The sequence below is a fragment of the Lactiplantibacillus garii genome, from assembly GCF_003885105.1.
GTDB classification, from domain to species: domain Bacteria; phylum Bacillota; class Bacilli; order Lactobacillales; family Lactobacillaceae; genus Lactiplantibacillus; species Lactiplantibacillus garii.
In genome coordinates this window covers 1-17,829 of the sequence record NZ_QWZQ01000020.1, presented here as the reverse complement: position 1 = coordinate 17,829, position 17,829 = coordinate 1, and the positions used below count along the sequence as shown (strand labels likewise).

At 53.0% G+C, this 17,829-nt stretch carries 19 protein-coding genes; 6 read left to right on the top strand and 13 right to left on the bottom strand.

Features of this window, described 5'->3' with window-relative positions; translation table 11 throughout:
* Positions 1 to 2: 2 nt before the first annotated feature.
* Genes D1831_RS07260 through D1831_RS07250 form a run of 3 tightly spaced genes read right to left on the bottom strand, consistent with a single transcriptional unit; the run spans position 3 to position 2,833 of the window.
* Positions 3 to 1,115 carry a CDP-glycerol glycerophosphotransferase family protein gene (locus D1831_RS07260; protein WP_125072269.1) on the bottom strand — a complete coding sequence of 371 codons (1,113 nt, stop codon included), beginning with the start codon at positions 1,113 to 1,115 and terminating at the stop codon, positions 3 to 5.
* Positions 1,103 to 2,128, bottom strand: coding sequence for a ribitol-5-phosphate dehydrogenase (locus D1831_RS07255; RefSeq protein WP_125072268.1), 1,026 nt, complete (start codon positions 2,126 to 2,128; stop codon positions 1,103 to 1,105). The genes D1831_RS07260 and D1831_RS07255 overlap by 13 nt, the downstream gene beginning before the upstream one ends.
* Before the next feature lie 3 nt (positions 2,129 to 2,131).
* Positions 2,132 to 2,833 (bottom strand): IspD/TarI family cytidylyltransferase, encoded by a 702-nt coding sequence (locus tag D1831_RS07250; RefSeq protein WP_125072267.1) that lies wholly within the window; start codon positions 2,831 to 2,833, stop codon positions 2,132 to 2,134.
* Between the two features lie 716 nt (positions 2,834 to 3,549).
* Between D1831_RS07250 and metE the strand changes: the two genes are divergently transcribed.
* From metE to D1831_RS07235, 3 genes are all read left to right on the top strand, one after another.
* Complete coding sequence (gene metE / locus D1831_RS07245; protein WP_125072266.1) at positions 3,550 to 5,856, top strand: 5-methyltetrahydropteroyltriglutamate--homocysteine S-methyltransferase; 2,307 nt, start codon at positions 3,550 to 3,552, stop codon at positions 5,854 to 5,856.
* A gap of 12 nt (positions 5,857 to 5,868) precedes the next feature.
* Positions 5,869 to 7,725, top strand: a complete 1,857-nt coding sequence (locus tag D1831_RS07240; RefSeq protein ID WP_125072265.1) for a bifunctional homocysteine S-methyltransferase/methylenetetrahydrofolate reductase — start codon at positions 5,869 to 5,871, stop codon at positions 7,723 to 7,725.
* 72 nt (positions 7,726 to 7,797) lie between these two features.
* Positions 7,798 to 8,157: a DUF1516 family protein gene (locus D1831_RS07235; RefSeq protein ID WP_125072264.1), complete on the top strand. Its 360-nt coding sequence runs from the start codon at positions 7,798 to 7,800 to the stop codon at positions 8,155 to 8,157.
* Between the two features lie 35 nt (positions 8,158 to 8,192).
* Here D1831_RS07235 and D1831_RS07230 read toward each other — a convergent pair whose 3' ends face one another.
* Positions 8,193 to 8,660, bottom strand: coding sequence for a GtrA family protein (locus tag D1831_RS07230; RefSeq protein WP_125072263.1), 468 nt, complete (start codon positions 8,658 to 8,660; stop codon positions 8,193 to 8,195).
* Positions 8,661 to 8,826: 166 nt separating this feature from the next.
* Between D1831_RS07230 and D1831_RS07225 the strand changes: the two genes are divergently transcribed.
* A complete protein-coding gene (locus D1831_RS07225; protein ID WP_125072262.1) occupies positions 8,827 to 9,840 on the top strand; it encodes a hypothetical protein in 1,014 nt (337 codons plus the stop codon).
* Between the two features lie 147 nt (positions 9,841 to 9,987).
* Complete coding sequence (locus D1831_RS07220) at positions 9,988 to 10,422, top strand: hypothetical protein (protein WP_125072261.1); 435 nt, start codon at positions 9,988 to 9,990, stop codon at positions 10,420 to 10,422.
* A gap of 328 nt (positions 10,423 to 10,750) precedes the next feature.
* On the opposite strand, the gene D1831_RS07210 is transcribed toward D1831_RS07220, so the two are convergent.
* The 3 genes from D1831_RS07210 to D1831_RS07200 all read right to left on the bottom strand — a co-directional run bounded on the left by D1831_RS07210 (position 10,751) and on the right by D1831_RS07200 (position 14,081).
* Complete coding sequence (locus D1831_RS07210) at positions 10,751 to 10,894, bottom strand: AbrB/MazE/SpoVT family DNA-binding domain-containing protein (RefSeq protein WP_125072260.1); 144 nt, start codon at positions 10,892 to 10,894, stop codon at positions 10,751 to 10,753.
* A gap of 118 nt (positions 10,895 to 11,012) precedes the next feature.
* Positions 11,013 to 13,460, bottom strand: a complete 2,448-nt coding sequence (locus D1831_RS07205) for a flavocytochrome c (RefSeq protein ID WP_125072259.1) — start codon at positions 13,458 to 13,460, stop codon at positions 11,013 to 11,015.
* Positions 13,461 to 14,081 (bottom strand): NADPH-dependent FMN reductase, encoded by a 621-nt coding sequence (locus D1831_RS07200; RefSeq protein WP_125072258.1) that lies wholly within the window; start codon positions 14,079 to 14,081, stop codon positions 13,461 to 13,463.
* A 200-nt stretch (positions 14,082 to 14,281) separates the two neighbouring features.
* Between D1831_RS07200 and D1831_RS07195 the strand changes: the two genes are divergently transcribed.
* Positions 14,282 to 15,232, top strand: coding sequence for a LysR family transcriptional regulator (locus tag D1831_RS07195; protein WP_125072257.1), 951 nt, complete (start codon positions 14,282 to 14,284; stop codon positions 15,230 to 15,232).
* Positions 15,233 to 15,300: 68 nt separating this feature from the next.
* Here the strand turns inward: D1831_RS07195 and D1831_RS07190 are convergent, their stop codons facing one another.
* The 6 genes from D1831_RS07190 to D1831_RS14615 form a co-directional block, all read right to left on the bottom strand.
* A complete protein-coding gene (locus tag D1831_RS07190) occupies positions 15,301 to 15,504 on the bottom strand; it encodes a LasU family protein (protein WP_125072256.1) in 204 nt (67 codons plus the stop codon).
* An 87-nt stretch (positions 15,505 to 15,591) separates the two neighbouring features.
* The gene (locus D1831_RS07185) at positions 15,592 to 16,029 is read right to left on the bottom strand and encodes a hypothetical protein (RefSeq protein ID WP_125072255.1); all 438 of its coding nucleotides are present in this window, start codon (positions 16,027 to 16,029) and stop codon (positions 15,592 to 15,594) included.
* Positions 16,026 to 16,229, bottom strand: a complete 204-nt coding sequence (locus D1831_RS07180) for a helix-turn-helix transcriptional regulator (protein ID WP_225422815.1) — start codon at positions 16,227 to 16,229, stop codon at positions 16,026 to 16,028. Before D1831_RS07180 ends, D1831_RS07185 begins: the two co-directional genes overlap by 4 nt.
* A 403-nt stretch (positions 16,230 to 16,632) precedes the next feature.
* On the bottom strand, positions 16,633 to 16,839 hold the full coding sequence (locus tag D1831_RS07175; protein ID WP_125072253.1) for a hypothetical protein: 207 nt from the start codon (positions 16,837 to 16,839) through the stop codon (positions 16,633 to 16,635).
* Between the two features lie 423 nt (positions 16,840 to 17,262).
* Positions 17,263 to 17,460, bottom strand: a complete 198-nt coding sequence (locus tag D1831_RS07170) for a phage scaffolding protein (protein ID WP_125072252.1) — start codon at positions 17,458 to 17,460, stop codon at positions 17,263 to 17,265.
* A 142-nt stretch (positions 17,461 to 17,602) separates the two neighbouring features.
* Positions 17,603 to 17,829 (bottom strand): hypothetical protein (locus D1831_RS14615; RefSeq protein ID WP_225422814.1); only part of this gene is annotated, 227 nt, incomplete at its 5' end.

Sequence of the window (17,829 nt, the reverse complement as noted above, 5' to 3'; positions counted from 1 at the left end):
GATTAAGTTAATTTAGTTAAATATTGAAAGACCCGCTGCGCGTTGTGGCCGTCTTGGTGGGTGAAGGTTTTGGCATTTAGCCGCCGCACCCGCCCCAAGTCGTAGTTGGCCAGGTCGGCGTTGACGTACGCCACGACCCGTTCGGCCGATTCAAAGTGCGGCACGTCGAGGTAGTCGTAGTAGTCGACGTAAAAACCGCTCGTTTTGACGTAGGCGTCGTAGTCGGGCGTGTACAACACGATTGGCCGCTCAAAGTGGCTAAAACTCAGCGATAGTGACGAATAGTCGGTCACGAACAGGTCGATGGTCGGCATTAACGCCCGGACCCGCGCGGCATCTTGAAACACGTGGACGTTGGCCGGTAAATCAAGGACCGGTAACCGTAAGTACGGGTGCAAAGAAACGTAAACGTCCCACACCCCCGTCAATTGTTGACAGGACCGCACCAGCTGCTGAACGTAGGCTAAGACCTGGGCAGTGCCGCGGGCTCCCGGCCGGTACGTCGGTGAGTACAATAAACGCTTGGCACCGGTGTGTTGCAAGGGCCGCTGGCGCATCAGCTGATCGACCATCGGCTCCCCGTTCACCAAAACGTGGTCCGGGTCGACGTCAAAGGCGTCCACGTAGGCGAATTTATCCGCCGGTGTGTTGATGAACACCCAGTCGTAGTTGGTATGCGGTTTGATCACGCTGCGGCTGGCGGTGGGTAAACTGAGGCCAAATTTTTTTAGGGCCCCCACCGCGTGCCACAACTGCACGACCTGGTTTTCCGGGTGTTTGTGGACCGCGTAGAGCGGCAAACAGTAGTCGTCAATGATCAGCAGTTTGGAAGTGGCCAGCAGCCACAGCGTGCGCAGCGCGGCCACTAGGAAACCTAACTTGCTTTTCCACGTGCGGTCGTATTGAAAACACAGGACTTTTAACTGGTAGCGCCCGTCCCGGGCAAATTCGGCGTGGAGCGCCTTTAAGTTGTCGTTTAAGCGGGCGCTGCGCATGGTCACAAAACTGACCCGCTGCTTTTGCGGGCCGCGGACGTGGTAACTCAGCTGGTAAAACCAGTTAAAGCCGAGCCGTAACAGGTTTAGTTTTATTTTTTTGAGGTTCAGACGTCCCATTCCATCACCGCCTTGCCCCAGTAATTCGTGAGGTCCCGTTCAAAGAAATCAATGATATCCTGAATGGTGCTTACTTTCTGGGTCAGGCCGACGAGGTTTTGCAGCCGCTCGCGGGTCACGGGACTATCGGTCAAGATTTGGATGGCGCGTTCAAAATCAGCCCGGCCACTGCGGCTGACGCCCCGCAGCGTTAAACCTTCCGCTAACACGGAACGGGTGTCGATGGCGACAGGTTCTTCCGAAACGCCCATTAAAACGGCGGTCCCCAACGGGTGGATGTGCCGGATGATCTGGGCGATGGCCGCTTCGCTCCCGCGGCCGCCGGTACATTCGAGGGCCTGGCTCACTTTTAAGTCGGCCGGGATCTGGTCAACTAAGTAAGTCTTGTCGGCAAACGAAAAGTAGTCCAGTTTGGACTGGTGGCGCCCAAAGACGACCAGTTGACTGTCGGGAAACAGTTGTTTGACCAGCGTGGCAGCGATGTAGCCCAGGTTACCGTCACCCCAGATGCCAATCACCCGCGCGTCGGCGTCCATCGTGGCCTGCAACTGGGTCAAGCCCTGCACGCCGACCGACACCATTTCGATAAAGGCGCTCATCGGGTGGTCAAAGTCGGCCGGAACGGCCAGGACGCGGTCGCGGTTTAACACGACGTATTCCTGCATGGTGCCGTTGTAGCCGCTGGAACGAAACTTGGAGCTCGGCAGGTAGTTTTCCGGGACGATCGGGTCGTGTTCGACCGGGGTGTTCGGGATCATGACGACCAGCGTGCCCGGCGCAAACTTGCCTTGCGGATCGCGGACCACCGTTCCGACCCCTTCGTGGATCAGCGCCATCGGCAACTTTTGCCGCAAGACGTTTTGCGGCCGCTGACCGGTAAAGTAACGCTGATCGGCGTGACAGACCGATAAAAAGCGCGGCCGAACGACAATCTGGTCGGCGCTGACGGTTTCAGCAACCGTTTGGACTTCAAACTGCCGGGCGGAAACTAATCGATAAACTTGATTTAACATAATTTAGGCCCTCTTTTCGATCAACGCCGACGCGACCCGCAGATCGTAAGGCGTCGTAATTTTAAAGTTCAGGTTTTCACCCCGGACCATCGTCACCGGCTGGCCGGCTAGCAAGCAGATCTTGCACGAATCCGATAAACTGGCTTTCTGTTCATCCGTTAGCGTCGCGTAGGCGTCCACCAGCGCTTTGACGTTGAAACTCTGCGGGGTTTGGCCCTGGTACATGCTCGAGCGGACCGGAATGGCGCTGATGGCGTCAGCCTCCCCCTGCACGATCGTGTCAATGGCCGGGACCACGGTGTCAACGGCCGGGTGTTGCAGCACGGCGTCAATGTTTTCGCTAATGATCCGCTGGGTCACGAACGGGCGCACCGCGTCGTGGGTCACGACCACGTCGTCGGCATGGCGGCCAAAGGTTTCCTGCAAATAACGGATGCCCTTCATCAGCGTCGCGTTGCGTTCACTGCCGCCCGCGACGACTTTAACCCGCGAATCAGTGACGTACTTGGTGATCAGGTCCTGCGTGTGACTCAGCCAATCGGCCGGACACACGACTAAGATCGCGTCAAAACGGGGTTCCAGGCAAAATTTTTCAATGGTGTGAATTAAAATCGGTTTGTCGGCTAAGGCTAAAAATTGTTTGGGCATCGGCACGTTCCCCATTCGGGTCCCCTTACCGCCAGCTAAAATTTGGGCATAGATCATATCGCATTACTCCAATCGGGTTTTAAATGATTAGCCCCATGATAAGGAATGGTTGTGATGTTTTTATGATTGAATTGCGACGACATTGGTGATAAGTCTTGAAGTTTAACCCCCGTCAGCCCGCGCTTTACGGGCCTCGTCACGGGCTGATTGCTTGCCCGCTGCTCCCACTTGGCGTTGTGCGGCGGGGCTTCTCACGGGCTTAAATTTTTCTTAATGGTTACGCGCAAAATATAATCCAACTAAAGTGCACGTATGCCAGCGCGCAACTTAACGTCCCGCGCTGGCGACGGGCACGCGGTTGACAGCCACCGTCCACCATCAAATAATTAATATTTACTGATAAAAATTCACTATTTATTAAAATTTGGTTTGACTAAGTGGCAGGTTGGTGGTATTTTCTAATCAAGCAAACATTCCAGAACGTCTTGATGGGGAAAGTACCCTTGCAATCCCGCGCAGTGAACCCGGAACAGTGGAAACCGGGTCGGTGAACGCTTGGCGAAAAATGGCCCCTAAACGGCACCACTGAGCCTTGGCCAGGTGATGACAGTTAGCTCCTGTTACCCAGCTACCGTATGAAACGTACGGGCTAAGATCAATATCGTGAGGTATTGGTAAATTTAAGGTGGTACCACGAACGGCAACTTCGTCCTTTTGCGACGAGGTTGCCGTTTTTTTATGTTGATTTAAATAAAATTAAGGGGAGCGGTTTTATGACTGTCATTAGTAGTAACTTAGGATACCCACGGTTGGGGGAACACCGGGAATGGAAACACTTATTGGAACACTTTTGGAAGGGCCAACTCGACGCCCAGGAATTCCACGCCACCGCCAAACAATTGCGGTTAGCGAACTTAAAAAAACAACGGGCGTTAGGCGTCGACTTGATCCCGGTCGCCGACAACTCCGACTACGACCACGTGCTTGACACGATCGCCGCGTTTAACGTGATCCCGCAGCGCTACGGCCACTTTGACCACCAGTTGGATCTCAGCGACTACTACGCCCTGGCCCGCGGCACCAAAACGGCGGTCGCTTCGGAAATGACCAAGTGGTTCAACATCAACTACCACTACATCGTGCCCGAATTTGACGACGTCCACTTCCAGCTGCTGGATAACCGCTGGCTGCGTTACTACCAGGAAGCCAAAGCCGAACTGGGAATCGCCGGCAAACCGGTCATTTTAGGCCCGGTCTCCTTCTTAAAACTCGGTAAACGTAACGGCCAGTACCTCGACGCCGCCGCGGTGGCCGAACTGCTGCCCCAACTGTTACCGCTGTACGAACAAGTTTTCCAAGAACTAGCGGCTAACGGCGTGCAGTGGGTGCAGTTAGACGAACCCACACTGGTCCAAACCACTGAGCCGGCCGAGATTCAGCCGTATTCGGACGCTTTGTCCGCCCTGCACGCGGCGGCGCCCACGCTCAACGTGGAACTGCAGACCTACTTTGACAGCCTCGACTTATACGAGCAGGTCGTCAACTTACCGGTCCAAGCGATCGGCTTAGACCTCGTGCACGACCACGGGGAAAACTTGACCCACTTGTTGACGGACGGCTTCCCGCAAGACAAAATTTTAGCCGCCGGGATCATTGACGGTCACAACGTCTGGGCCAGCGATCTGCAGGCCAAGGGCGCGCTAGTCAACCAGCTGCTGACCGTGGTCGACGACCAGCACCTCTGGTTACAACCGGCCAACTCGCTACTGCACGTGCCGATCACGACCAAGAACGAAACCAAGGCCGACCCGGTGCTTCTCGGCGGGTTGGCGTTTGCCGACCAGAAGTTGCAGGAACTGCACGTCTTAACGCAAGTCGTCAACGACGGCGCGGCCAGCGTCCAAGCGGCCTTAGACACCAACCGGGCCAATTTAGACGCGCTCAACCGGTCCAGTCACCGCAACAACCCGGACGTGCGGGCCGCCGAAGCCCACTTGGCCAGCCAAACCTTTGAACGCCAGGCGCCGTTTACCACCCGCATCCGGTTGCAACACGCGCGCTTGAACTTACCGCTGCTGCCCACCACCACCATTGGCAGTTTTCCGCAGAGCCGCGAAGTACGGGCCAAACGGGCGGCTTGGCGCAAACACAAACTCAGCGACGCCGATTACCAGGCCTTTTTGCACGCGGAAACCAAACGGTGGATCAAGTTACAAGAAGACCTCGGCTTAGACGTCTTAGTCCACGGCGAGTTTGAACGGACCGACATGGTCGAATACTTTGGGCAAAAGCTGACCGGGTTTTACGCGACCCAGAACGGCTGGGTCCAATCGTACGGGTCCCGCGGGGTCCGGCCGCCGGTGATCTTCGGGGACGTCGCCTACACCCAGCCGATCACGGTCGCCGAATCGGTTTACGCGCAAAGTTTGACCACCAAGCCGGTCAAGGGCATGCTGACGGCGCCGCTCACGATCATCAACTGGAGCTTCGTCCGTGACGACATCCCTAAGGCCCAGGTCCAAAATCAAATCGCGCTCGCGTTGCGGCAAGAAGTCCTGAACCTGGAAAAGGCCGGTATCAAAATCATCCAGGTCGATGAACCCGCGTTACGGGAAGGCCTGCCCCTCAAACAGCGGCACTGGCAGCCCTACTTGGACGAAGCGGTCTACTCGTTTAAGATCACGACCAGCGGCGTACACAACGACACCCAGATTCACACCCACATGTGCTACTCGAACTTCGCCGATATTATCGACACCATCAAGGCCCTAGACGCCGACGTGATCTCGATTGAAACTTCGCGGTCGCACGGTGAGATCATCAGTGCCTTTGAGGACAACGGTTACGACAAGGAGATTGGGCTGGGCGTTTACGACATTCACAGTCCGCGGGTCCCGAGCGTAGCCGAAATTGAGGCCAATATTTCCCGGGCACTGCGGGTGATCGACGTCCACCAGTTCTGGATCAACCCGGACTGCGGCTTAAAGACCCGTCAGGAACCGGAAACGTTAGCCTCGCTAAAGAACATGGTCGCCGCTCGCAACGCCGTGTTAGCCCGGCTCAGTACGCCAAGTAAGTAGGAGGTCACGCCCATGGATCTAAAACAAGCGTTACAACAACGGGTCTTAGTGGCGGACGGCGCGATGGGCACCCTGCTTTACGGCAACTACGGCATCGCTTCGGCCTTTGAAGCCCTCAACCTGACCCACCCGGACACGATTTTACGGGTCCACCAGTCCTACGTGAACGCCGGGGCCGACGTGATCCAGACCAACACCTACGCCGCCAACCGGTTAAAACTGGCCCGCTACAACTTAGAAGACCAGGTCACCGCCATTAACCAGGCGGCCGTTCAACTGGCGGTCAAGGCTCGTCAGCAAGCCGACCACCCCGTTTACCTGCTTGGGACCATCGGCGGGTTGGCCGGCGACACCGACCAGGGGATTCAACGGGCCACCCCGCCGGAAATGCGGGCCAGTTTGCGCGAACAACTGGACGCCCTGCTGGCCACGCCGCAGCTCGACGGGATCCTGCTGGAGACCTACTACGAGTTGCCCGAACTACTAAGCGCCTTAAAGCTGGTCAAAGCCACGACCGATTTACCGGTGATCACCAACGTTTCGATGTTGTCACCGGGCGTGTTGCGGGACGGAACGACCTTTAACGCCGCCATTCGCCAACTCGCCGCGGCCGGGGCGGACGTGGTCGGCGCCAACTGCCGGTTGGGGCCCTACTACCTCGCCCAGTCGTTTGAAAATTTGACGGTCCCGACTAACGTCAAGCTGGCGGTCTACCCGAACTCCGGGCTACCCGGGACCGACCAGGACGGCGCGGTCGTTTACGACGGCGAACCCGAATACTTTGAAACCTACGCCGAACGGTTTCGCCAGCTAGGATTGAACCTGATTGGCGGCTGCTGCGGGACCACGCCGCTGCACACCGCCGCCACCGTCCGCGGACTGGCGAGCCGGGCCATCGTGCCGCACCGTGACCGGGCCAACCAGCCGTTATCCCAACCGCTCACGCCAACGAAGCGCCAGCACCCGTTTTTGACCAAGGTCGCCACCCAAAAGACCGCCCTGGTGGAACTCGACCCGCCGCGCGACTTCGATACGGCCAAATTTTTCCGCGGCGCGCAACGGCTCAAGGCGGCCGGCGTCGACGGGATCACCCTGTCCGACAACTCGCTGGCCGAGGTTCGGATCGCCAACGCCACCATCGCGGCCCAGTTGAAACTCAGTTACGGCATCACGCCGATCGTTCACCTGACGACCCGCGACCACAATTTGATTGGTTTACAATCCGAGATTATGGGCCTGCACAGCCTGGGAATTGAAGACATCCTGGCCGTGACCGGCGACCCGGCTAAATTGGGCGACTTTCCCGGCGCCACGTCGGTCGGTGACGTCCGGTCGGTGGAACTGATCAAGTTGATCAAACAGTTTAACACCGGCGTCGGTCCGACCGGGAAGTCGTTAAAACAGGCCAGTGATTTTAAGGTCGCCGGCGCGTTTAACCCCAACGCCTACCGCACCACCGTTTCCACCAAGTCGATCGAGCGCAAACTGGCGTACGGTTGCGACTACGTGATCACCCAGCCGGTGTTTGACCTGGCCAACGTCACCGCGCTCGCCAACGCGCTTAAGGCCAACGACGTGCACGTGCCGGTGTTCGTGGGCGTGTTGCCGCTGGTATCCAAACGCAACGCCGAATTTTTACACCACGAAGTCCACGGCATCCGCTTACCGCGCGTGGTCCGCGACCGGATGGCCCAGGCGGAGTTGGACGGTAACGAACGGGAAGTCGGTTTACAAATTGCCAAGGAATTGATCGACGGCATTTGTGACTGTTTTAACGGCGTCCACATCGTGACCCCGTTTAACCGCTTCAAAACGGTGATTGAACTCGTGAATTACGTTCAACAAAAAAATCTAGCGCCCACCCGTTAAAAGAAAACGCCTCCCAGGCTCACTTTCATGCTAAAATTAGACATGCATAAGTGAACTGGGAGGCGTTTTAAAATGTTTCTAATGATTCATATTGGTGGCTGGCTATGGCTGACGGTAATGGTGCTGTTAGGCCTCAGCCGCAAATCGGTCAAAGCGGCTAACCGCTACTTAATTTTAAGTCGGCTGGGTTATTTACTTCTTATTATTACGGGTGTTTATTTGGCGACCAAAACCTTCGGCGGTAACTGGTGGCTGACCCTGATCAAGGCGGTGCTTGGTATCGGCACGATTGGGCTCATTGAGATCGCCTTTGCCCGTAAGCAGGAAAGCCATTTGACTGGCCAATTACTCGGCTTACTGACGGCGGGCATCGTGGTCACGGTCGTTTGTGGCGCCCTGCTGCACCTGAGTTTGACCGGCAACTGGATCTAAAAAACGGCCAAGAGCTTTTGCTCTGGGCCGTTAACTTATGAATTCCGGTTACTTAACCGCTTCATCAAATTATGTCGCATGCGCATTTTTTGGTTGTGTTCCATAAAAATCAACCGGGACGTTCCGTAGTTAAAAATTCCGACCAAGATTTGGTCAATGATTTTGACGACCATCGGGCCCCAGAATAACAGCGAGATCCCCACAAACATGATCAGCGTATCGAATAGGTACGACAGACCCCGGGTGAGCATAAAGCTGATAAATTCGCGGCACCAATGCCAAAAACTGGTTGATTTGGAGTGGAACACCACCGCCTTATTGGTAAAGAAACTGAACAAAGTGGCGATGATCCACGCAATCGTGTTGGAAAACAAATAGTGTTCAAATAAAATTGAGTGCAAGATCCAGAAGGCCACCACGTTAACGAGGGCGGCCATGAAGCCAAAAATTGCGTATTTCCAAAAATACTGATATCGCCGGTAGACTTTTGTTAACCACTGCACTGTCGTTCGCCGCCGTTTCTTAATGTAATTATCTCAGTTATTTAAGCAATAGCAATATCATAACGCATTTAGGGCCGTACTGACAAGCACCAGCAGAAAATTGGCGTTTAAGCCCGGCGTCTACTATACTAAAACTAATCTGCAATTCTTTTTGGAGTGAATTCAAATGTCAACTTTACCGTTAATTTTCGGGCTGGGTTTGGCCTGCCTAATACTATTCATTATTTTGATCATGGTGCTGGTGCACGGCCACCACGTCAAGCAGGACGCCGACAAACAGGCGGTCTTGTTGAAGTCGATCCGGACCCGGCTGGTGCAGCAAAGTTTGGCCAATCAGGACCAGGAACGCCGTTTAAACAAGCTGCAAGTTCAAAATAACGGCTTCCGCGAACGCCTGCGGACCACGGCACCCCACCCGATCGAAGTGCCCCACACCCGGCGGATCACCGCCAACTCGCGGGCCATTTTCCGTTCCTACGTGATCGGGTTGGATTACTACCAAAAGGAATTCGAGGCGGCTTTAGCCGATGCCAGTCAGCGCGGCTACTTCAAGCCTTACAACGGCTACAACGAATCGGGCTTAAAGGCCGACTACCTCTACGATAAAAAGTACCGCGTCGACGCCAACGCCAACATCGGTGAAGTCCAGTTAGTGGAAGAAGTCGACGGTCCGCAACGCTCCGTGCGGGTCGAACTGAAGGTCGCCGACCACGGTTACACCATCGGTTATTTGCCGAAAAAGCAGGTCAACGAGGCCTTTAACGTGATCGACATTTACGCCAACTCGGTCATGACGTTGTCGTCTAAGACCCACTTGACCGGTGGCGAATGGAAGATGGCGATCGACGCGGTCGACGAGATGCAGTACTTAAACGATCCGAACGCTCAACACCGCGACTTGCAGGACTACGGGTCAATCGACACCCCGTTAAAAATTAAAACCGGTAAAAAGTCCTACTTTTTACAATTTACGCTCTACGAAATGGAGATCGATAACGACCAGATCCCGCTGTACAGTTTAGTCGACACGATCGACGGTCAGCGCGGTTCCGTGGTCCAAGTCGACGCCGCGCCGATCACGTACACGGTGGCGGTCGAATCCGGCTCCAAGGCCGGTAGTAAGGTCAGCGCCCTCCCCGAACAAATTGACCGGGTCATTTGGGTGCCGAACTGGAAGTAAGTGAGGCGCGCACTCGTGAAAAAATTATTACTCGTCATGATTTTATTAATTAGTATCGGGGTGATGGCCTACGCGGACGTTCAAGTGATCGACCACGCGCCGTACCCCAGTTTATCGCAGGAACAATCACAATGAGGGGGTTGGACCTTGTTCCGAATAATTACCGTTAGTACTTGTAGTTTACTCTTATTATTAGGATTAGCTGGCTGCACATCACAAGCCGAACCGAGCCTGTCCACCAAACAGGAAAGCCGGATCGCGGCTAGTAACCGGGCGGCCGCCGCGAACGACCAGGCGAAGGCGCAAGATGCCAGTGCCGCTAAAAAGACCGGCCAGCAGTACCAGGCCGAAGACGACCACGTCACCAGCGCCACGAAGGCCGCCGCGGCGGTTGAACAGGTCCTGAACGCACCGAAACACCAACTGTTTGCCAGCGTTCCGACCGTCAACGTGGACGGCCAAGGCCACCACTACTACCAGGTCAACGCCTTCGCCAAGACCGCCAACGGGCAGCGTGGCCAGCTGGTCAACCGCTACTTCGTTTACCTTGATGGAAAAATCACCACGAAACAACTGGATTAACAAACCACCGTTCTAAATTGAACTAAGTGTTCAGTTTAGAACGGTGATTTTTTGATTATTCGAACAGCGTGCTTGACCTGTTTCACCTAGTAGTTTTTCTTAACGGTGTATGGCAAGTCAATCATAATCAAATCGTTAATCTGTCATTTATCAAAATTCTCAGGATCAATCGTTTGCAGTCCCCTTCATCCATTTAGCAAAGTGTGGGGACACCGTTTCATCAAAATGACCATCCTGATCAATCACGACGGTTTCAGTCGGTAATCCCTGAATCAAATTCGACCAGTCTAAAGCAGAGGGTTTTCGTTTCAGCGTCATTTGCCCCTTATTATCCACGGTTTAATTCTAATTCGTCACCCGCTTTTAAACCCAACCGCTGCCGCAATGGTGCTGGTAACGTGACCCGACCACGACTTGCAATTTTTAAGCTATACGTAGTCTTACCTTTAAGTTTAGCGGCCATCATAATCATCTTACTTTCATCATCTTATTATACAAAGCCACCGTTCGTAATAACATTATGGTCACTCCAAAAACGAGTAAACCAAGTTCCTTCGCTAGGACTGGTTTACTCGTTTTTTAACGTTCAATTATTCAGTTTCCACCGCGCATTCATCGGCGACGGCGCTGGCCGCGGCAATGCGGCCAAAGGTAAAGATGTCCGCCAGCGAATTACCGCCTAACCGGTTACCGGCGTGGATTCCGCCGGCCACTTCCCCAGCGGCGTACAGCCCGTTGATGACCTGACCACCAGCGTTCAAGACGTGGGCGCCGGTATCGATCTTCAAGCCCCCCATCGTGTGGTGGGTCGCGGGTTTCCGCGGTGTGGCGTAAAACGGTGCCACTTGAACTTTCAAATCAAAGGCGTTCTTGTGGAATTCAGGATCTTCACCGGCATCCACGTACGAATTATAAGCCTTGATCGTCGCCGTTAACACGGCCGGGTCAACCTTGATCTGTTTAGCCAGGTCGGCGAGGGTATTCGCGCGGAACAGGGTCCCGGCGGCCACCTGCTGGTCGATCTTTTCCTGACTGGTGTTATAGGCCGTCTTCTTGATCTCGTCATCGGCGATCAAGTAGAACAGGCTGCCGTTATCAATCGCGGCCTGGGTCAGTTCGTCGCGGCTACCGTACTCGTTGACGAACCGCTTCCCCTGCTGGTTGACCATCACGTAGTTCTGCGGTGGCACCTGTAAGCCGGTAAACAGTTCGCCGGTGTCGGGGTCCGAAACGGGCATCATTTGTGAAAAGCCCATCCCGACTAAGTCCGCGCCCACCCGGGTTCCGAGTTCGATGCCGTCCCCGGTCATGGCCGGCGAGTTGGTCGTTTGAATATCGTCATCGATGGCGGTCCAGTACGTGTTGTACTTTTGCAGCATCTTCACGTTGGCGGCAAAGCCCCCGGACGCTAGAATCACGGCCTTAGCCGTCACTTCGATCCGCTGGTGAGCCGGTCCTTCAGCAATCAGGCCGGTGATGCGGCCGTCCGCCGTCGTTAAGCGCTGAACAGCCGTTTCGGTCATGATGGTGCCGCCGTGACTTTCTACGTACGGCTGTAACGCTTTGATGTAGGCAAAGCCCAGGTCGCCCATCGGCTTGTGGCCCCGCCGCCAGATTGCGCCGACCGGCATCGTTACCTGACTCTGGTCAAACTGAACACCAATACTTTCCAGCCACTTCACGGAGTCCAGCGCGTGGTCGGTCAGTTCTTTGACCAAGTCGTACTGGCCGTAAATCTTGTGGCCGTTCAAATCGGTGCGCTTACCACCTAAGTAGGTTTGGATCCGGTGTAACAGTTTCGAGTCAAACAGATACCCCGGTTGGCCAGTCGTCTGGTTCAAGTAGTCGTTGATCTGGCCCCGTAACGTTTCAAAATCAGCCCGGTATTCCGGGTCGATCGTTTGGGGATCAAGCTCCGCTAAGGCCTTTAAGGTGTGCTTTTCACCCGGGATCGCGGCAAATTGGTTTTGCCAATCCGGGTCGGCCGCGTTCATCGGGCCACCCGCACGAACCGTGTTGCCACCGACCGACGGGAATTTCTCCAAAACGAGGGCCCGCTGACCGCTTTGTAAAACTTTGGCGGCGGCGGTGAGGCCCGCACCACCGGCCCCAACGATCACTACGTCGGTGTCGAGCGTTTGCACCGGCGCTTCGGGTTGGGCGGCAGTCGTGCCACCGCGCCGTTTTTTCAGGTCGTCGGGATTGGCGCCGGCTTCTTTAACGGCCGTGGCCACCCCGTCGATCACCCCGTGACTGGTCATCGAGGCCCCGGAAATGGCGTCGACGGCCAGCGTCTGACCATCAATAATGGCTTTCGGAATCCGTTCAAAGGCCACGTCACTAATTCCGGCCGTTTCGGTCGACGTATCGATCTGAATGTTTTCGATGCGGTCCTTCGATAAGGTCACGCTCATCGGGATCTCCCCGTTATGACCGGTCGCGTGCACGGCGTAGGTCCCCGGCTGATAACTGATAGCGTCCGGGACGTTTAATTCGCCAATCACGTCAACAAACTTCAGGAACTTGGCAAAACAACTGTCTAAAAAGTCCACCGTGCCACTAACCTTCAAATTACCCTGTTCATCAAAGGCTGCCTGCGCCCGGCCGAGTAAAAATTCCGACCCCGGCATGACGCTGGCGTTAACGCCGGGCGCGTCTAAAACTTGCCGCAAGTGGAGTTGTGCCCGTGACGAACCTTGGACACTATATGAAGCGCCGACGATCATCACCGGTTTGCCATCCAAGGGGTGTAGTTTAAACGACAACCATTCCAAGATACTCTTCAGCGCGGAAGGCAGCGAATGGTTATGTTCTGGCGTGGCGATGATCACCCCGTCGGCGGCCGTGATTTTTTGGTTAAAGTTTTGAATGACCGGACTATCGGAACCATCCGTGGATTCGTTAAACAGCGGGACGTCGGTCAGTTCGAGGATCTCAATTTCCGCCTGGTCCTGAAAGTGCCGCTGCATAAAGGTCAATAACTGTCGATTATAGGAGTGCCGGGCGTTCGTGCCGACGATTCCAACTAACTTTTTCATTTAAAGGTCCTCCCCGTTCGTAATCTGTGACCATGAAAATTGACGACTTTGTTCAAAGAACGTCTCCGTGGGCGTTAACTTTTCTGTCAGCCCAACAAACGCAACGAATTCGTTAAACGCTTGGTCCAGTTCGTGGCGCTTGTCCGCGTCCACCAAGTCACCGTTCGCGTCAAAGGCTTGTAGGGAGTGGCCCAGCAAATATTCCACGTTGGGCATCACTAACGCCTTTAACTCGGGGGCTTCCAAAATCTGCCGTAAGTGGGCCTGCGCCCGGGAAGTCCCGAGTGACCCGTTTGACGCCCCGACGATCATCACCGGTTTGTTGATCAGCGGCCGGGTCGTGTACGACAACCATTCAATCGCGCTTTTGAGGGCCGCCGGGATCGAGTGATCGTATTCCGGCGTGGCAAAGATTACCCCATCGGCCGCGCTGATTGCATCGGACAGCGTTTGGACCGCCGCCGGGGCAACGTGCTGTTCCGGTTCGTTAAACGCGGGTAAGTCGACAATTTCACAAATTTCGAGGCCCGCCTGGTCGGCAAAGTGCCGCTGCATGTATTGCAATAACTGCCGGTTGGTCGACTGCGTGGCGTTGGTGCCCACGATTCCAACTAATTTCATCATAAAACGTCCTTTCAAGCCCCCACCGTGACCCGTTCGCTTTACCACCAGCACAAAAATGCTATGATGGACTTATTCACGCCCACGGTCAGGGGCAATTAAACTTCATTTCCATACCGTTAGTTTAGTTGTTTCCACCGACCTTGTGAAATATTTATTTAACTATCAAGTCATAACAAAATTACTATGAGGTGATTTTTTTGCCCAAAACCAACTCCGTTAACATGCTGCGATTCTTAGACGCGCTCTTGAAACACGGCAATTTTACCCGGGCGGCGAAGGACCTTTACATCTCGCAGCCCTACTTAACGCAGACCATCCAAACGGCCGAAAAAGAACTGGGCTTAGCCATCATTGACCGTGACGCCACGCCCTTAACGCTGACCCCCGGCGGCCGGCTGTATTACCAACACCTGACCGCTTTAGAAAACGAGACCACGCAGTTTCAAAAACAGTTAAAACATTACGCGCATCCCGACAAACAAGTCATTAAAATCGGCGTGCTGTCGAGTTTAGGCTACTACCTGTTGCCACTGGTGCTGCCCGCCTACCAGCGGGTGCACCCCGAAAGCCGGATCGAACTGGTCGAAGACATTTCCGAACGCAACGAGCAACGCTTGTTACACGGTGAGCTTGATTTTCTACTCGGACAGAATCCCGAAACGATCGCGCCCGGACTAACGATCCACGACCGCGGCCGCGACGGTTACTACGCCGTCATTCCGGCGAGCTCGCGGTTGTACCGCGCCGAACACGCCTACCTGAACCCGGGCACCGTCCCCATTGAACGCTTACTCGCCGAACCGCTGATTGTGTCGCCCCAGGGCTCGTCCATTCGCCGCCAATTGGACTACCTCTTTTCCAAGTACCACCTGACACCCAACATCGCGGTTGAAAGTACCAACACCCTGACGATCACTAAGCTGGCGCAGGCCGGGATGGGAGTCACCTTGTTACCGGACAGCGTCCACGTCCAACCGGATGCCGAGCGCTATAACTTGTACCCGCTGCCCGAAGACCTGATCGCGTTAAACTACTTCATCGCCTTTCCGATGACCAAAACCCTCACCCCCGCGGAAAAGGACTTGGTGACGATTTTCTTAACCAATTTGGAAAGTAGTCTGGCAGCCAATTCGAGTATTCCGTCCTAACTCATTCTTTTTAACCCGCACAAAACGGGTGGTCGCTACGTTTCAGTAACGGCCACCCGTTTTTTGACTTAATGATGTCCCATTAAATAGAGGCTCCCAATAATGACGGTAACCAGGATGATGCCAAAGTAACCGTTAAACAGCTTGGCCAACCAGTCGTAATCGGATTGTCCGCGCACCGTGCGTTGGCGGGCGTCGATAATGATTACGGCAAACGCGTCTAAAAAGAGGCCGCCCAGCCCAAGTGCCACGGGTCCGGATTGTCTTTGCACGCACCAACCACCAGCGTGCCGAGCAAACCGATTGTGGGTGCAACGATCAGCACCGTTTTCAGTAACTAGCCAGCCGTTACCTCCCGCTCAGGCCGCATCGTATTTTTGCCAGAGATAATAGTACTGACAGTTCGACAGGATTAAGATGGTAAAGCCGATTTCCAGGATCCAGGTCCCTAACGCCACGGCACTAGTCACACCGGCCAGCAACAGCAAAAAGACGGCAACTAGTAGTCCCTCCAGCGCCTGCGTTAAAAAGTAGAGACAACTGTTGTGGACGCGGTAGGCGATGTTGCGATCCCGTTCGTCCCCCGCCAAATAGAACTCTTCAACCTTGGTCACCCCGTAATGGTGTCTTAAGTACCAAACTTGAAAAAAGACCGCCCCCGCTAAAATCAGGGCCGTTACTAAACTAACCATTAACGGTAAGTGGTACATGAAGCTCCCCATTTCTAACGCCAATAACAGGAACGTGCCAAAATTACTCCAAAAGGTAAACCTAACCACTCGTCTTGCACCGCTCATTCTCTTTTCCCCCTAAAATCAAATAGTTCGTCCACGGTTGTCCCCAAACACGCTGCCAGTTCAAACGCCAGCGTTAGCGACGGATCGTACTTATCATTCTCAATTGCATTGATGGTTTGGCGCGTCACGTTCGTTAATACGGCCACTTCGGCTTGGGATAACTGCCGCTGTTTGCGCCGAACTGCAATACTGTTCCGCACGGTTGTACCACCCTCCTTGTCAAACATGTTTTACATTCACAGTAAAACATCTTTGACATCATTCGTAAAGCGGGTTGCGCACGACGTCAGACTCAATATTAATTGCTTTATTTAAGGAAGCTCGACCACTTCACACGAACAACCAGTTAAACGGTTAAGGTCTGGCGGGTAAAATTTATTCTTTTATGGACACTCATCCGACTAAGATGCTTTCTTAACACCCTTGAATAATTCACGTAATTCTGCCTTCTTCTGGAAAAATCAACTAAAGAGGCTGCTTTGTAAGCATGAAATAAAAAAACTCCCTCGTAACTATAATGAATACGGATGCGGTTTTATGGACACCATACATTCATTTCTGTTGGTTTAAAAACGTACTCAGAGCAAACAAAAAGGCGACTAGTTAGCCACCAATGATTTTAATTGATTTAATTTCATCTACCTTAAAATCTACTACATCATCTGGGAATTGCTTTGTATTAATCAAATCTATGCAAGCAATCCCATCTTCAGCTTCATCCACAGACTGGACAAACCCCGTAAAAACTTGATTACTAATATCAATTAATTTAACAGACTTACCATAATATTTATCAATATCAATTGTCATGTTTATCCGTCCTTTCTTGCAAAACTTGTGGCACAATGTACGTTCTCTTCTTCGAGTGATACATCTTGATCGAATCGGTCTTCGTATCAGTCCGGCCAGCATAACCAACAACTTGTACTTTTTCTTGGTGTACTTACCGATTCTATCACGTTCAAGTTTTTCAATTCTAGAATATTGGTTTAATAGTTTATGTAGATTCTCAGAGTCATACAGATAATTTTTATCTTATCAAACTTGGTCGTTTTCAATGTGTTAATGATTTTAACATAACTATCCTGTTCTAACTTGGATTAAACGCAAACACTGGCGTTGGCATCCCACATTACTGATTCCAAATAACTTTGTTTGATTAAGCTATACAGTCAACGCTTTGGTACCTTTGTCATGCTTAGATTACAGGTCTGTAACTGGCATGGTGAAGTCCTAATTGTTTTTTAGGTCTTTCAAGTCCATATCCCGGCTAGTTAAATTTTCCTTTAAGGTTTCGTTCTCCTGTTGTAAAGCTTCCAAACCAGTACCAGCTTTAACCTTGGCATTTTCAATATTTTCGCCGTTAATATCCATAACGGCCTTAATTTGTTCGTCGGTAAGCTTTAATTCTGTTAGTGTTTCACGTTTCATTTTTGTTTTCCTCCGTTACGCTTTTTTACGTGGTTGCACCACAATTTATGCAAAACAAAAGAACCTTTTTACGTCTTGTTCGGGACAATTTGGGTATAAAAATAGCACTCAACCAATGGCGGAGTGCTGGTGAAACTATTTATTACCACTCAAGTTTTAAATTATAATGTTTTTCTGTGTTCTTTTTGGCCTGATCAAGACATGCTTTTATAGCTGGATCATACTTGTTGTAAGAAATTTTATAGTCATCCGTTCGCCAGTCAAATGTTGCATTATAATCTTCACCCCAAGCGTCAAATCCCGAAGACTTCGTTAGATTCTTGCTAACTATTTGGTCTATAAACCGATAATAAAAGTATTCTTTAATAT

Coding starts and splice junctions, on each gene's coding strand:
- D1831_RS07205 (WP_125072259.1), bottom strand. CDS start 13,460: ATGAAAAAGTTAGTTGGAATCGTCGGCACGAACGCCCGGCACTCCTAT.
- D1831_RS07255 (WP_125072268.1), bottom strand. CDS start 2,128: ATGTTAAATCAAGTTTATCGATTAGTTTCCGCCCGGCAGTTTGAAGTC.
- D1831_RS07210 (WP_125072260.1), bottom strand. CDS start 10,894: ATGATTATGATGGCCGCTAAACTTAAAGGTAAGACTACGTATAGCTTA.
- D1831_RS07185 (WP_125072255.1), bottom strand. CDS start 16,029: ATGAGCGGTGCAAGACGAGTGGTTAGGTTTACCTTTTGGAGTAATTTT.
- D1831_RS07235 (WP_125072264.1), top strand. CDS start 7,798: ATGTTTCTAATGATTCATATTGGTGGCTGGCTATGGCTGACGGTAATG.
- D1831_RS07175 (WP_125072253.1), bottom strand. CDS start 16,839: ATGACAATTGATATTGATAAATATTATGGTAAGTCTGTTAAATTAATT.
- metE (WP_125072266.1), top strand. CDS start 3,550: ATGACTGTCATTAGTAGTAACTTAGGATACCCACGGTTGGGGGAACAC.
- D1831_RS07225 (WP_125072262.1), top strand. CDS start 8,827: ATGTCAACTTTACCGTTAATTTTCGGGCTGGGTTTGGCCTGCCTAATA.
- D1831_RS07170 (WP_125072252.1), bottom strand. CDS start 17,460: ATGAAACGTGAAACACTAACAGAATTAAAGCTTACCGACGAACAAATT.
- D1831_RS07200 (WP_125072258.1), bottom strand. CDS start 14,081: ATGAAATTAGTTGGAATCGTGGGCACCAACGCCACGCAGTCGACCAAC.
- D1831_RS07260 (WP_125072269.1), bottom strand. CDS start 1,115: ATGGGACGTCTGAACCTCAAAAAAATAAAACTAAACCTGTTACGGCTC.
- D1831_RS07240 (WP_125072265.1), top strand. CDS start 5,869: ATGGATCTAAAACAAGCGTTACAACAACGGGTCTTAGTGGCGGACGGC.
- D1831_RS07250 (WP_125072267.1), bottom strand. CDS start 2,833: ATGATCTATGCCCAAATTTTAGCTGGCGGTAAGGGGACCCGAATGGGG.